Here is a 14,322-nt window from a genome sequence, read left to right on the forward strand (position 1 = left end):
GAACTGCGTCAGCTCCAGCCACCGCCATAGGTTCGATAGAAGATGTGCAGGCCGATCTTGCCGACACGCTTCATCGTCTTTGCCCAGGCCGGGTTTACGTAGGTTGCGTGATAGTGCGTGGCTGAGCCGACTTCGGGCAACCAGATCTTGCCGGCGGTTACCGCCATGGCAACTTCCTTTGCTTCCTTCCAGTGCGAGCGGGAGTAGATCAAATCGCGGATCATGTCGCAGGCGAAGGAGAACTGGCAACGGTTGCGCCACGCCTTGTTCTGATAGACGACGCCGCAGATCGTTTTCGGATAGGTCGGATTGCGCACCCGATTGAGAATCACTTGCGCGACGGCCGCCTGCCCCTTCAGCGGTTCGCTGCGCGCCTCGAAGTAGATGCCTTCGGCAAGGCACGTCTGTTCCTCCTTGCTGAAGACTCCAGCCGGCAACGGGGTCGCGGCCCAGGCGTGATCCTCCGGAGAGATGTCGGGAATGAAACGTCCAGCGTTCGTGTCCTCACGCAGGATAGAATCGAAGGGCGATTCACGCGCATAGTCCGGCTCGGGCCGGACATAGGCAGTCGCAAGAATGTCGGGCCTGTCGTTGGTGACGAGCTTGGCCAACATCGGCGAGACGCCGGGATCCGTCTTCGGCGGCTTCTTCTTATAGAAGGCCGTGGCGATCTCGATCTCCTTGCCTTTGATCTTCGGCTTGGCGAAGACCATCTTTTCGGGCCCCTCGAAACCCGGCTCCATCAGCGAGCTCGTGCGCTGCAGGATCGAGCCGGCAGTAAAATCCTTGGGCGGAGTGACGGGGGTGACGGCAACGATACGGCCCTTCTTGCCCCGGCGATTGACACGGTCTTCATCCGGCGTGCCGGCGTGCTTGCTTTCGGCGGTCAGGGCGACGCGGCTACCATCGGGAAGATTGACACCGGCGCCACCATCAAGCGCGCTCGTCGTGATCGGGTCGGCAAAGACCATCTCGACTTCGTGGATCGAACCGGCCGGCGACGGCGTCATATACATCCGCCAGCGTTCGCCGCCGCGATTGATGCCGGACAGGAAGGTTGCCAGGTCGGAATAGGCCGCGACCGTGGGAAACCCGATATAGACCGCAAGGCCGATGATTGCCGGAGCCAGCCAGGCGGAGAAGTTAACACGAGATTCGCGACGCAGTTTCCGACTCTTCCGCACCAACCCACTCCACGCAACGCTTATCGAAGGCACGGCTTTGCCCTCGCCGGCGATGAGCCAACGGACAGGTTCCGCGCGGGACGCTACAGCGCCGCGCGTCTTATCAGACGCGCAAAGGTCGCTGCAGCACTTTGAAGTGCTGCATGTTTTTGTCCTTAAATCGGATACGATTTAAGGAAACATGCAGTAGGACAATGAAGCCGCCGGACGCCTGCCGACGATGCTTCGTTCGAGCCTTGAAAATGAAGCATTAACCTTGATGTTTGGTTAATGCGTCTTCACTGAAAGACAGGAAGGGCAGGCCTTTCGGCCCGCCAGCCGCCTTGGCAGCCTGCATCGTCAGATGATGACGTGCGAGCCGAGTTCGACGACACGGTTCGTGGGCAGGCGGAAGTAATCGGAAGGATCGATCGCGGCATTGGCGAGCGCGATGAACAGGCGGTCCTGCCAATGCGGCATGCCGGATTGGGCGTCCGGCACCAGTTTACGCCGGCCGAGATAGAACGACGTCGACATGATATCGAACTTCAAGCCCGACTTGCGGAAGAGGCCCAGTGCCTGTGAGACGTTCTGCGTCTCCATGAAGCCGAAGCGCATTTCGAGCAGGGTGAAGCGTTCGGAGAGCGGCTGCACGCTGACACGTTCCGCCTTCGGCACCTTCGGCGTATTGGCGGTGCGAATCGTCAGGATGAAATTCTGCTGATGCAGCACGTGATTGTGCTTGATGTTGTGCAGCAGGGCGGCGGGCGTCGATTCCGGGTCGCTCGTCAGGAACACCGCCGTGCCCGGCACGGCAACCGGCGCATGTTCGCTCTTGCGCTCGATCGACTTGACGAAACTCGCCAACGGAATGTCGATATGGCGCGTCTTGGCATGGAGGATCTCCGTGCCGCGCTTCCAGGTCCACATGATGACGATGAAGGTGACGGCGATCAGCACCGGCACATAGCCGCCGTCATGCATCTTCAGCATGTTGGCGCCGAGGAAGACGAATTCCAGCGCAAACAGCGGCAGCAGCGCGGCGCCGGCCCAAAGCGCCGACCAGTTCCAGCGCACGCGCAGGAACTCGAAGGAGAGAACGGTGGTAACGACCATCGCGCCGGTGACCGAGATGCCATAGGCGGTGGCGAGTGATTCCGACGAGCCGAAAACCAACACCAGTGCCATGACGCCGAACATCAGCAGCGTGTTGACGTTGGGCAGATAGATCTGACCCGTGTGGGTTTCCGAGGTGTGGAAGATAGCCATGCGCGGCAGGAAACCGAGATGGATCGCCTGCCGCGTCAAGGAGAATGCGCCTGTTATGACAGCCTGGCTGGCGATGATCGTGGCAAACGTCGCCAGGATGACGACCGGCAGCAGCGCCCATTTCGGGAACATCAGGAAGAACGGGTCCGACATCGCCTCGGGGTTCTTCAGGATGAACGCGCCCTGGCCAAGATAGTTGAGCGTCAGCGCGGGAAAGACGACGAGAAACCAGGCCCATTGGATCGGGCGACGACCGAAATGGCCGAGGTCGGCGTAGAGTGCCTCCGCGCCGGTCACCGTCAGGAAGACGGCGCCGAGCACGATGATGCCGACATAGCCCTCGTTGAACATGAAGCTGGCGGCATAATAGGGATTGAAGGCCTTGAAGATCGCCATGTCGTCGGAAATGTGGACGAGGCCGATGCCGCCCATCACCAGGAACCAGACCAGCGTGATCGGTCCGAAGAAGTTGGAGACCGCTGCCGTGCCCTTGGACTGCACCGCAAACATCAGGAGCAGAATGACCACGGCAATAGGAACGACATACTCCGACAGCGCCGGGGTCACGAGCTTCAGACCCTCGACGGCCGAAAGCACGGATAGCGCGGGCGTGATCATCGCATCGCCGATGAACAGCGCGGCACCGGCAATGCCCATGAAGAACAGGATCGCCGTGTGGCCGTTTCCCGTCTTCATCAACAACGCCAGCAGTGAGAGCGTACCGCCCTCCCCCTGGTTGTCGGCGCGCAGCAGGAACAGCACATATTTGATCGTGACGATGATCGTCAGCGTCCAGAGCATCAGCGAAATCAGGCCGATGATCTCCACATCGGTCACGCCGTCGTGGGAGACCGGCCGCAGCGCTTCGCGAAACGCGTAGAGCGGGCTGGTGCCGATATCGCCATAGACGACGCCGATGGAGCCGAGGCCGAGGACGAGCAGCCGGCGCAGGTCTTTCGACCCTTGTGTGGAAGGGGCATGCGATTGGGTCATGCGTGTCCTACTGGTTGTTACAGCCAGCCTTTCCAGCGAAAGAAGAAAAAGGGTATCACGGCGGATATCACCATGGCGGCAAGCGCCCAGGGATAGCCGAACTGCCATTCGAGTTCCGGCATCACGCGAAAATTCATGCCGTAGACGGAAGCGACCAGCGTCGGCGGCAATAATACCACCGCAGCGATCGAGAAAATCTTGATGATGGCATTCTGCTCGACATTGATGAGGCCGAGGGAGGCGTCGAGCAGGAAGGTGATGTTGCCGGAGATGAACGAGGCATGCTCCGACAAGGTCTGGATGTCGCGCGAGATCGAGCGGCAAAGCTCGCGGCTGTCCTTGTCCGCCTGGACGTCTGGAACCGTGTAGACGAAGGTCAACAGGCGCGAAAGTGACGAGAGGCTGTCGCGGGTCTTGGCGACCAGTCGGTGATGGCCGGCGACATCGCGCAGACGTGCTTCCAGAAAATGCGGCGGCCGACGTTTGACGACGGCCTTTTCGCCAAAAACCTGCAGCGACAGATCGTCGATCTTGCCCACGGCCTGTTCGAGAATTTCGGCGGTACGGTCGGCGATCGTTTCGAGCAGCCGGGTCAGCATCACGACGCCGTTCGGGCAGCCGCCCGGAATCCGGTGCATCGCCGCCTTGAAGAGCGCGAATGCCCGCGGCTCGGCGTAACGAATGGTCACCAGCCGCCCGCCATGCAGGATGAAGGCAACGTCAGTCAGATCGGGAATATCGGTTTCCGAGCGGTAGACCAGCGACGCCGTCATGAACACGGCATCGGCCTCGGTATAAAGCCGGCTTGATGGCTCGATGTCCTTCAGGTCGTCCCGTGTCGGGATGGAGATGCCCAGAAGCTTCTCCATCATCAGATCCTCGGCCTTGCTCGGCTCGACGAGGTCGACCCAAACGATGTCGGGACGCAGGGTAACGGGCTCATCCGCCACCGACAGGATGACGGTCTCTCCGTTGGAGCAATAGCCCGTAATCATTCAGACGCCCTTCCCGCTGGTGCCGCCGCGGGCGAAGGTGCGAGCCGGAGCGAAAGTGAGCAACCGCATCGGCGCCACATTATTCCCACAATAGAAATCCATCGGATGAAGCGTTCCGCCAGTCAGGACAAAATCCTCAACTCGGTCATCGCGGGAGGACAAGATCTCCGGCGAGAGGGCGCTAAGTTGGGCACCTTCGCAAGTGCGGCACGGCATATGGCGCAACACAGACGCAAAATCAATGCCCCCTCGGTACATGACACAGGCGCCGTCTACCGTTCCGGCGCCACCCTACTGCATGTTTCTCCAAATCGAAATCGGGTCGCGGACAAAATTGTGCCGTCATTCAGGGGCTACGGCAGACGACCTTCGCGTCGGCTTGCCACCGCAGCGACGGCATCCGACGAAGCTGTGGATGAAGGTCTATTCGAAGACAATGCTCGGCATTGCACGGCTCTTGTCGTCGCGGGCTGCCGAAACCTCGGCCCAGACCCTGGTGGCGATGTCGCGATAGATGCGTGCGATCTCGCCGTCCGCATCGGAAACGACCAAAGGTGTGCCCGCGTCCGAGGTTTCCCGGATACCCATCGTCAACGGCACCTCGCCGAGGAAAGGTACGCCGATGCGTTCGGCCTCCTTGCGTGCCCCGCCGTGGCCGAAAATGTCGTAGCGATTGCCGGTGTCCGGCGCAACGAAGTAGCTCATGTTCTCGATGATGCCGAGGACCGGCACCTCGACCTTGCGGAACATCGCCAGCCCCTTGCGGGCATCGACCAGAGCCAGATCCTGCGGCGTCGAGACGATGACCGCGCCGGCAAGCGGAACTTGCTGTGCCATCGTCAACTGCGCATCGCCGGTGCCCGGCGGCATGTCGACCACCAGCACGTCGAGATCGCCCCAGGCCACTTCGCGCAGCATCTGCAGCAATGCCGACTGAATCATCGGGCCGCGCCAGATCATCGCCACTTCCTCGTCGACGAGGAAGCCCATGGACATGACCTTGATGCCGTAGTTTTCCATCGGGCGGATCAACCGGCCTTCGATCTGCTGCGGCCGGCCGTGTATATTCAAGAGGCGCGGCATGGATGGGCCATAGATGTCGGCGTCGAGCAGGCCGACCTTCAGGCCGTTGGCCTTCAGCGCCAATGCCAGGTTGACCGATGTGGTCGATTTGCCGACGCCGCCCTTGCCGGAGGCGACGGCGATGATCGCGCCGACGCCGGGAATGCCCGCCTTGGCGGCCGCGCCGCCGGCCGGACGCTGGCCGTGGGCATGACCGGCATGGGCGCCGGCCGGTTGCGGGCGCTGCACCGGGGCAGCCGCAGGGGCGGCCTTGCGATCGGCGGTCAGGGCGACCATGGCTGCGCTGATACCGGGGATTTCCCGCACCACGCGCTCTGCTGCGGCGCGCATCGGCTCCAGTTCCTTGGCCCGGTCGGCCGGCACGGTGATCGAGAAATAAGCCTTGCCATCCGAGATGAACACATCCGACACGAGCCCGAGCTCGACGATGTTGCCTTCCATATCCGGGCCGCGCACGGTTCGCAGCTTATCAAGAACCACGTCTCTGGTGACTTCCGGCATCGCGCCCTCTCATTCTTTGTTCTCTCTTAGATAATCGAGGCCGGGCGCTTCGCCAATGCGACATAACGCAAAAAAGCAGGGCCGCCACTCACCCTGGTGTCCGTACATCCGGGATCACACGAGGTTGGGTGGCGGCCCTTTTTGTCGCGACCTTCTTGGGCGCTGTCTTGTTTTTAGTCCCCTCTGGACATGCCGCTAACAATGCAGGATGCGTGCCAGATTTGGGGCAAGACGAAAAAGCGAACATTTTCAGCGAAATAGATGGAAAGTCTCTCGCCCGGGGCGCCGAGAGCATCTGCCCAGTTTATGGGCAATGGTCTCAAATCCGCACAGGATCGGTGCATTTTACGCCTGCGACACCAAGGCGGGGAGCCGGGTTCGAGCAGCGTCGAACCCGGCGCTGCCGAACGACGGCTAGCTGATGTAGCCCTTCTTCATCGCCTTGACGACGGCCTGCGTCCGGTTCACCGCGTCGAGCTTCTTGGTGACGTGGTTGAGGTAGTGGTTCACCGTGTGCTCGGAGAGGCCGAGAATGCCGGCAATCTCGGCGCTGGTCTTTCCCGCCGCCGTCCAGCTCAGGCACTGGATCTCGCGTTCGGAGAGCGACGCACTGCTGTTCTTCCATACCGAGCCGATCTCGGCCAACCGGTTGTAGACATGGATTGCGATCATCTGCAGTTCCATGGTCACGGTCATCGGCAGTTCTGCTTCCGGCCCCATCAGGATGACAGCGCCGCGGCCGCCTTCGGCGTCATGCACCGGGAAGTAGCTGGCCTGGAAGATGCCGTTCTCGCGCAGCATCGCGATGTATTCGCGGGCTGAATCGGGCTTGCCGCCTTCGCCTTCCCAGGCATCGAGCGTCACCTGGAACGGCGTCGTCGTTTCCCGCAGCCGCTTGACGCCGGTGCTGAAGCGCAGCATCGACAGGCTGTCATATTTGTTGAGCAGTTCGGCAGGCATATTGGAGATAACAGTGGTTGCGGCCAGGCGTTCGACATCGATGGAAGGGATCGAACAGATGAGAAAGGTTTTGAAACCAAACATCTGCGTGATCCGCCGCATATAGCGGATGATATCGAACTGGGTCTCCAGCTTTGCGATCTCGGACGCGAAATCACCGCCCCGGGGCAGATCTGCGTCAGTCTTCCCGGTGGTCATCGTATCCTGCATTCGCGCGTTCCATGGCATTCATCAATTATCAAATAGACTGACCTGCAGGCCAATGCCAACAGATGATCGAGATTCCCTGCCCTACGCGCCCAAAAGCCTGTGTATTTCCCTACAAGCGAACCGCACCATGCCGCAGCATCCAGCTTTTATGTGCAGAAAGTGCCAATTCTCAGTTGATCAAACCGGCGCGCATGGCCTTGGCGACCGTCTGCACGCGGTTGACCGAATCCAGCTTTCGCGTCGCTCGGTTGAGATAGTGGTTCACCGTATACTCCGATAGCGCCAGGATCCGCGCCATCTCGCTGGTGGTCTTGCCGGCAGCGGCCCAGCGCAGGCATTCGACCTCGCGGCGCGACAGGCTTCCCGAGCCGCGTCGCTCGCGCCCGCGCACCTCGGCCAGCTTGCTGTACAGAATGCCGGCCCACAGATTGAGTTCCTGCATCTCGTCGTTCGACACCACGGGGCGGTCGCCGCCAAAGGCAATGGCGGCCCGATGTCCGCCGGCGTCGTGCACCGGCAGATAAATGCCGCGCGGCATGCCCGCCTGTTCGAAGACGCAGATCGCCGCGTCGCCCTTGCCGTCTGCGCGGCGGCGCGCCAGCTGATGAGCGTCATAGGTGAACGGTATGGTGCTGCGGCGCAGACGCTGGATCACAGGGCTGCCATTGATCAGGCCGGCGCTGTCGTAGCCCTTCAGGAACTCAACCGGATAGGTCGTCATGATGGCGTTGGCCTCAAGGCTGCTGCAGCCGGTATCCGGAACGGCGAGCACCAGGAAACCGCGGAAGCCGTAAGCGTCCGCAACCTGCCCGATCACCCGTCTAATGTCATCTTCGCAACAGATCGGCCCCCTCACGGACCGTCCGTCAGGAAGCATCAACGACGCCATATTCGCGCTGAAATCGATCATCTTCCGCCCTTCTCCACATCCGGCCCCGGGGAGGAGCACGGCCGCTGACGCCGCATGAAGATCACGTCAAAATTACTATCAATGTCAAAATCAAACCGACTCGCGTACAACCGCAAAGCGATCCTGATATATTAACGTTATCGAGCTTGGACCGCCACGTCCAGTCGAAGTTCCTAATTTATCGTAAAGTGAACTCAAGGTCCACCGCGGCCCGGACCGAGGCGAATCGCGGCCTCCTCCCCGATCGCCGCCGCCGCCGTCCGCACCGCCCCCGACCAGGCGATCAACTGCTCCATGCTCACCCGATAGGCCGGTCCCGTAACCGAGATTCCAGCCGTCAGATCGCTGCCCGAAACACGGATCGGCGCAGCCACGCACCGGATCTCTATCTCATGTTCTTCCCGATCGAAAGCGTGTCCATCGCGGCGAATGTCCGCGATCTCCGCCAGCAGTGATTCGGCCGAGCGATGGGTATGCGGCGTGAACGCATGGAACGCCATCCCTGCCACGAGACGCTCCAGTTCCAGTTGCGGCAACAACGACAGCGCCGCCTTGCCGATGCCGGTGCAATAGGCGGGCGAGGCCTTGCCGATCTGCGAACTCATGCGCACCGTCTGCCGGCTTTCGACCTTGTCGACATAGACGATCTCGGTTTCGCGCAGGATGCCGAGATGCACCGTTTCTCCGGTCAACTCGTGCAGGCTGCGAAGATGTGGTTCGGCAACGTCGCGGAAGCGATTGCCGGACCAGGAGCGATAGGCAAGCGTCAGCAGTCGAAGACCCGGTTCGTAGCAGAGATCGCGCCGCTGCACGAGCAGCCCTTCCTCGACGAGGTGGCTGAGCAGCCGATGCAAGGTGCCGCGCGGCTGCCCCGACCTTGCAAGGATGTCGGTGAAACGCTGCGGCCCGTCCGCCATGACCACCGCCTCAAGGACGGCCATGGCCTTGCCGAGCGTGCCGGTGCCCACCGCCTCGCCATCCGCTATCACTGTCGGTTCTTCGCTCATGTCGCCCGCTTCATTTCGGCCCATACAGGTTCAAGGTTCGCCATCCGATCTTGACAAAATAACCGTCATCGCCCGATAATTCCATATAATAAAATCAAGTTCCACATATCGGAACAAAGAAATCTGCAAACGCGCCGGAACGGCGCGAATGGGGAGTGCCGGACCGATGCCGTTGCCTGCGGCCCAATTTCATGACCTGAGGGATCGCTGTGTGCTTATAACCGGCGGCGGCGCCGGCATCGGTGCTGCGCTCGTCGAAGGTTTCGTTCGTCAGCACGCACAGGTCGCCTTCGTCGACATCGACGAGCCCGCAAGCTTGGAACTCGCCGACAGGCTTGCAGTCGAGACCGGGCACAGGCCGCTGTTCATTCATGCCGATCTGCGCGATATCGGCGCGGTGAGGACAGCCGCCGAAACGGCCGCGGCGACGCTCGGCGCGATCCAGGTGCTCGTCAACAATGCCGCCCGCGACGACCGGCAGCAGCTCGAAAGCGTCACCGAAGAGAGTTGGGACGAAAGCCAGGCCGTCAATCTCAGGCACCTGTTCTTCATGAGCCAGGCGGTAGCGCCGCATATGAGGCGGGCCGGCGGCGGATCGATCATCAATTTCTCGTCGATCGCCTTCCTGCTCAACATGGCGGAAATCCCGGCCTATGCGACGGCCAAGGCCGGCATCATCGGATTGACGAAGTCGCTCGCCGGCAAGCTCGGCCCCGACAATATCCGCGTCAACGCAATCCTGCCCGGCATGATCGTTACCGAGCGCCAAAAGAAACTCTGGCTCGATGAAACGGCGATCGCAGCGATGCTGGAGAAACAATGCCTGAAGCGGAGCCTGACCGCCGAGGACCTGGTGGGGCCATGCCTCTACCTGGCTTCGAACTGTTCCATGGGCATGACAGCCCAAACGATGATCATTGACGGAGGCGCACTTTGATGACCGCAGCCTATTATGCCGCAGTCGACTGGGGAACCACGAGCTTTCGGCTCTGGATCATTGCCGAGGACGGCACGGTGCTTGCCGAACGGCGCAGCGGCGAAGGCATGACCACAGCCGCCAAAACAGGCTTTTCAACCGTCCTGGAGGCGCATCTGGCGGCCGTGGCCGCGCCGACGCACCTGCCGGTTATCATCTGCGGCATGGCGGGTGCCAAACAGGGCTGGCTGGAAGCCGGGTATCTCGACACGCCCGCCGCCCTCTCGACCATTGCCATGGGCGCCGTCGCGGTGCCCGACGTCGGGCGCGACATCCGTATTCTTCCGGGTCTCGCCCAGCGCGATCCGCAGCACCCCGACGTGATGCGCGGCGAGGAAACCCAATTGCTCGGCGCCGCCGGAAGCCTCGGCGACGGCCGGCACCTCGTCTGCATGCCTGGAACCCACAGCAAATGGGTGCGCCTTGATGGCGGCAAGGTCACCGGCTTCTCCACCTTCATGACCGGCGAATTGTTCGACGTGATCTCCAGGCACTCCATCCTCAGCCACTCGGTCGCGGATGCGCAGGTCTTTTCCGGCGACCATCCGTCGTTCCTCGCCGCGGTCACCGCTGCGTGCGCCAAGCCTGCGCTCGCCACCAACCTGACGTTCGGCGTGCGCGCCGGCCAACTCCTCCATGGTGCGAGCGCCACCGACGCCAAGGCGACGCTTTCGGGCACATTGATCGGGCTTGAGATCGCCGGAGCATTAGCGGCAGCCGGCACCGTCGACAGCGTCTGCCTCGTAGCCTCCGGCTCTCTCGGCGCGCTCTACCACGCCGCACTCGCAAGCCAAAACCTTAGCCCGCGGGTCGTCGACGCCGACGAGGCCGTGCGCGCCGGCCTTTCGACTGCCGCTCAGGCAATCTGGCCCCTCTGATCGAAAGACTATTGATATGAACCGTATCCCCTTCCCGCCGATGAAATACCCGCTGGTCGCCATCCTGCGCGGCCTCAAGCCCGAAGAAACCGAAGGCGTCGTCGGCACGCTGATCGAAGCGGGCTTTACCGCGATCGAGATCCCGCTCAATTCGCCCGACCCGTTCCGATCGATCGAAGCCGCCGTGAAGATGGCACCGAAAGACTGCCTGATCGGCGCCGGCACCGTGCTGACGACGGCACAGGTCGAACAGCTTGCTGATGTCGGCGGCCGGCTGATGGTCAGCCCCAATGTCGAGCCGGCGGTGATCCGACTGGCGGCGGAAAAGGGCATGGTGACCATGCCCGGCGTCTTCACTCCGACCGAAGCACTTGCCGCGGCGGCAGCAGGCGCAACCGGCCTCAAGTTCTTCCCGGCAAGCGTGCTCGGCCCGTCCGGCATCGCCGCAATCCGCACCGTGCTGCCGACCGATGTCGAAGTGGCCGCCGTCGGCGGCGTGTCGGAGGAGAATTTTGCCGACTATGCCAAGATCGGCATCAGAAGCTTCGGGCTCGGCTCAAGCCTCTACAAGCCGGGCATGAGTGCCTCCGACGTCGGCAAGCGCGCCGCCGCGACAGTCAAGGCCTACAACGCCGTCTACGGAGCGCGATGATGAGCGATACCATTCCCTTTTCCGGCAGCATCCTTTGCGAATCGACCTCGATCCTCGGGGAAGGCCCGACCTACGACTCCGGTAGCGGCACCGCCTGGTGGTTCAACATCAAGGGACAGGAGTTGCATGAGTTGCACCTGGAAACCGGCCGCAAGGCCGTGCATGACCTACCGTTCCTGGGCAGCGTCCTTGCCGTCATCGATCCGTCCCGGCAACTGATCGCTTCCGACCAGGGGCTTTTCCTGAGGGATACGACAGGCGCCTTCAGTCTCGTGACGACGCTTGAGGACAAGCCCGGCAATCGCTCGAACGACGGCCGCGTTCATGCTTCCGGTTCGCTCTGGATCGGCACGATGGGCCGCAACGCCGAGAAGGAAGCGGGCGCGATCTATCACGTCGCCGGCACCAAGGTGACCAAGCTCTATAACCGGATCACCATTCCCAACAGCATCTGCTTTTCGCCGGATGGGAACGTTGCCTATTTCGTCGACACCGATATCAACCACCTGATGCGCGTCGATATCGATGCCGAGACCGGGCTGCCGAAGGGCGAGCCCAGCCTGCTCGTCGACAGCAGCGGCGAGGCCGGCGGCATCGACGGCTCGGTCTGCGATGCCGACGGCCTGATCTGGAATGCCCGTTGGGGCAGTGGCACGGTCGACGTTTACCGGCCTGACGGCGTGCGGATCGCGCGTTATGCGATGCCGACGACGCAGCCGAGCTGCACGGCCTTCATCGGGCCGAGGGCCGATCGCATGCTGGTGACGTCGGCTTGGCAGGACCTGGACGAGGCGGCGCGCGCAGCCGATCCGCATGCCGGCAAGACCTTCGATCTCGGCGTCAGCGTCAAGGGCCGGTTCGAGCCGTCGTTCCGCCTTTGATCGAAAGCCCTTGGCGAAACGCCAACAAAAAGTCATACAATTCATCCACGCGATAGACGCATGGTGAGGAGGAAGCTCGCATGAGCGACAAGAAGAAAGAACTGCGCAGCCGCCACTGGTATGGCGGCACCCACAAGGATGGTTTCATCCATCGTTCCTGGATGAAGAACCAGGGATTTCCGGACCATGTTTTCGACGGGCGTCCGATCATCGGCATCTGCAACACCTGGTCGGAACTGACCCCGTGCAACAGCCACCTGCGCATTCTGGCAGAGGGCGTGAAGCGCGGTGTCTGGGAGGCCGGCGGCTTTCCCGTCGAGTTTCCGGTTTCCTCGCTTGGCGAAACCCAGATGCGGCCGACGGCCATGCTGTTTCGCAACCTGCTCGCGATGGACGTCGAGGAGGCGATCCGCGCCTATGGCATCGACGGCGTCGTGCTGCTCGGCGGCTGCGACAAGACGACACCCGGCCAGCTGATGGGTGCAGCGTCGGTGGACCTGCCGACGATCGTCGTTTCCTCCGGACCGATGCTGAACGGCAAGTGGAAGGGCAAGGACATCGGCTCGGGCACCGACGTCTGGAAATTTTCCGAAGCCGTGCGCGCCGGCGAGATGAGCGTCCAGGAGTTCATGGCGGCCGAGAGCGGCATGTCGCGCTCGCCGGGCGTCTGCATGACCATGGGCACGGCCACCACCATGGCTTCGATCGTCGAGGCGATGGGCCTGTCGCTGCCGATGAACGCCGCCCTCCCCGCCGTCGACGCGCGCCGCATGGCGCTGTCGCACATGACCGGCAAGCGCATCGTCGAAATGGTGCATGAGGATCTGCGCCTGTCGAAGATTCTGACCAAGAAGAACTTCGAGAACGGTATCATCGCCAACGCCGCCGTCGGCGGATCGACCAACGCGGTCGTGCATATGCTGGCAATTGCCGGTCGTGCCGGCGTCGATCTCTGTCTCGAGGACTTCGACCGTGTCGGCGGTCAGGTGCCCTGCATCGTCAACTGCATGCCATCCGGCAAATACCTGATCGAAGATCTCGCCTATGCCGGCGGCCTGCCCGCCGTCATGAACCGCATCCAGCATCTGCTTCATGCGGATGCGCCGACGGTCTTCGGCATGCCGATCAGCCGATACTGGGAAGACGCCGAAGTCTTCAACGACGACGTCATCCGTCCGCTCGACAACCCGCTGCGGGCGGCAGCCGGCATTCGCGTGCTCAAGGGGAACCTGGCGCCGAACGGCGCGGTCATCAAGCCGTCGGCCGCCAGCGAACATCTGCTGGCGCATGAGGGCCCGGCCTATGTCTTCGAGACGATCGAAGATCTGAAGGCGAAGATCGACGATCCGGATCTGCCTGTGACCGAGGATACCATCCTGGTGCTCAAGGGCTGCGGCCCCAAGGGTTATCCCGGCATGGCGGAGGTCGGCAACATGCCGATCCCGCGCCGGCTGGTCGAAAAGGGCGTGCGCGACATGGTGCGCGTTTCGGACGCCCGCATGTCGGGTACGGCCTTCGGAACCGTCGTGCTGCATGTCAGCCCGGAATCGAACGCCGGCGGACCGCTGGCGATCGTCAGAACCGGCGACCGCATCCGGCTCGACGCGATGAAGGGCGAACTCAACCTGATGATCAGCGAGGAAGAGTTTGCAGCCCGCATGGCTGCCTGGCAGCCGCCGGAACAGAAGTGGACGCGCGGCTACTACAAGCTCTATCAGGACACGGTGCTGCAGGCAGACAAGGGCGCAGATCTTGACTTCCTCGTCGGCGGCAGCGGCAGCGAGGTTCTGCGCGAAAGCCACTGAGAACGCCGTCGCGCCGTGCGACGTCGCAATGGGAGCTCC

The 14,322-nt window shown here is 62.2% G+C and carries 12 protein-coding genes; 5 read left to right on the forward strand and 7 right to left on the reverse strand.

The window, feature by feature from the left end:
* Positions 1-8 precede the first annotated feature (8 nt).
* The 7 genes from AC244_RS21290 to AC244_RS21325 form a co-directional block, all read right to left on the reverse strand.
* The gene (locus AC244_RS21290) at positions 9-1,184 is read right to left on the reverse strand and encodes a cell wall hydrolase (RefSeq protein WP_053250900.1); all 1,176 of its coding nucleotides are present in this window, start codon (positions 1,182-1,184) and stop codon (positions 9-11) included.
* A gap of 339 nt (positions 1,185-1,523) precedes the next feature.
* Positions 1,524-3,425 (reverse strand): potassium transporter Kup, encoded by a 1,902-nt coding sequence (locus tag AC244_RS21295; RefSeq protein ID WP_053250830.1) that lies wholly within the window; start codon positions 3,423-3,425, stop codon positions 1,524-1,526.
* Positions 3,426-3,442: 17 nt separating this feature from the next.
* Positions 3,443-4,420, reverse strand: coding sequence for a magnesium transporter CorA family protein (locus AC244_RS21300; RefSeq protein WP_053250831.1), 978 nt, complete (start codon positions 4,418-4,420; stop codon positions 3,443-3,445).
* A 423-nt stretch (positions 4,421-4,843) separates the two neighbouring features.
* On the reverse strand, positions 4,844-6,004 hold the full coding sequence (locus tag AC244_RS21310) for an Mrp/NBP35 family ATP-binding protein (RefSeq protein WP_053250833.1): 1,161 nt from the start codon (positions 6,002-6,004) through the stop codon (positions 4,844-4,846).
* 414 nt (positions 6,005-6,418) lie between these two features.
* Entirely contained in the window at positions 6,419-7,192 is a 774-nt protein-coding gene (locus AC244_RS21315) for a LuxR family transcriptional regulator (RefSeq protein WP_053250834.1), read from the reverse strand.
* Between the two features lie 151 nt (positions 7,193-7,343).
* Complete coding sequence (locus tag AC244_RS21320) at positions 7,344-8,084, reverse strand: helix-turn-helix transcriptional regulator (RefSeq protein WP_053250835.1); 741 nt, start codon at positions 8,082-8,084, stop codon at positions 7,344-7,346.
* 194 nt (positions 8,085-8,278) lie between these two features.
* Positions 8,279-9,091, reverse strand: a complete 813-nt coding sequence (locus AC244_RS21325) for an IclR family transcriptional regulator (protein WP_053250901.1) — start codon at positions 9,089-9,091, stop codon at positions 8,279-8,281.
* A gap of 166 nt (positions 9,092-9,257) precedes the next feature.
* Between AC244_RS21325 and AC244_RS21330 the strand changes: the two genes are divergently transcribed.
* The 5 genes from AC244_RS21330 (at position 9,258) to AC244_RS21350 (ending at position 14,283) form a co-directional block, all read left to right on the forward strand.
* Positions 9,258-10,028 carry an SDR family NAD(P)-dependent oxidoreductase gene (locus AC244_RS21330; RefSeq protein ID WP_053250902.1) on the forward strand — a complete coding sequence of 257 codons (771 nt, stop codon included), beginning with the start codon at positions 9,258-9,260 and terminating at the stop codon, positions 10,026-10,028.
* Complete coding sequence (locus tag AC244_RS21335; protein WP_234716996.1) at positions 10,025-10,945, forward strand: 2-dehydro-3-deoxygalactonokinase; 921 nt, start codon at positions 10,025-10,027, stop codon at positions 10,943-10,945. Before AC244_RS21330 ends, AC244_RS21335 begins: the two co-directional genes overlap by 4 nt.
* 16 nt (positions 10,946-10,961) lie before the next feature.
* Positions 10,962-11,597, forward strand: a complete 636-nt coding sequence (locus AC244_RS21340; RefSeq protein WP_053250837.1) for a 2-dehydro-3-deoxy-6-phosphogalactonate aldolase — start codon at positions 10,962-10,964, stop codon at positions 11,595-11,597.
* The gene (locus AC244_RS21345) at positions 11,597-12,478 is read left to right on the forward strand and encodes an SMP-30/gluconolactonase/LRE family protein (RefSeq protein ID WP_053250838.1); all 882 of its coding nucleotides are present in this window, start codon (positions 11,597-11,599) and stop codon (positions 12,476-12,478) included. The genes AC244_RS21340 and AC244_RS21345 overlap by 1 nt, the downstream gene beginning before the upstream one ends.
* Positions 12,479-12,558: 80 nt before the next feature.
* Complete coding sequence (locus tag AC244_RS21350; protein ID WP_025426085.1) at positions 12,559-14,283, forward strand: IlvD/Edd family dehydratase; 1,725 nt, start codon at positions 12,559-12,561, stop codon at positions 14,281-14,283.
* Positions 14,284-14,322: the final 39 nt, after the last annotated feature.

The sequence above is a fragment of the Ensifer adhaerens genome (genome assembly GCF_001270265.1).
Classification (GTDB): Bacteria; Pseudomonadota; Alphaproteobacteria; order Rhizobiales; family Rhizobiaceae; genus Ensifer; species Ensifer adhaerens_B.

What these genes read in the sequence shown, in the direction of transcription:
- AC244_RS21295 (WP_053250830.1), bottom strand. Translation starts at nt 3,425, where the DNA reads ATGACCCAATCGCATGCCCCTTCCACACAAGGGTCGAAAGACCTGCGC.
- AC244_RS21300 (WP_053250831.1), bottom strand. Translation starts at nt 4,420, where the DNA reads ATGATTACGGGCTATTGCTCCAACGGAGAGACCGTCATCCTGTCGGTG.
- AC244_RS21310 (WP_053250833.1), bottom strand. Translation starts at nt 6,004, where the DNA reads ATGCCGGAAGTCACCAGAGACGTGGTTCTTGATAAGCTGCGAACCGTG.
- AC244_RS21315 (WP_053250834.1), bottom strand. Translation starts at nt 7,192, where the DNA reads ATGCCATGGAACGCGCGAATGCAGGATACGATGACCACCGGGAAGACT.
- AC244_RS21320 (WP_053250835.1), bottom strand. Translation starts at nt 8,084, where the DNA reads ATGATCGATTTCAGCGCGAATATGGCGTCGTTGATGCTTCCTGACGGA.
- AC244_RS21325 (WP_053250901.1), bottom strand. Translation starts at nt 9,091, where the DNA reads ATGAGCGAAGAACCGACAGTGATAGCGGATGGCGAGGCGGTGGGCACC.
- AC244_RS21330 (WP_053250902.1), top strand. Translation starts at nt 9,258, where the DNA reads ATGCCGTTGCCTGCGGCCCAATTTCATGACCTGAGGGATCGCTGTGTG.
- AC244_RS21340 (WP_053250837.1), top strand. Translation starts at nt 10,962, where the DNA reads ATGAACCGTATCCCCTTCCCGCCGATGAAATACCCGCTGGTCGCCATC.
- AC244_RS21345 (WP_053250838.1), top strand. Translation starts at nt 11,597, where the DNA reads ATGAGCGATACCATTCCCTTTTCCGGCAGCATCCTTTGCGAATCGACC.
- AC244_RS21350 (WP_025426085.1), top strand. Translation starts at nt 12,559, where the DNA reads ATGAGCGACAAGAAGAAAGAACTGCGCAGCCGCCACTGGTATGGCGGC.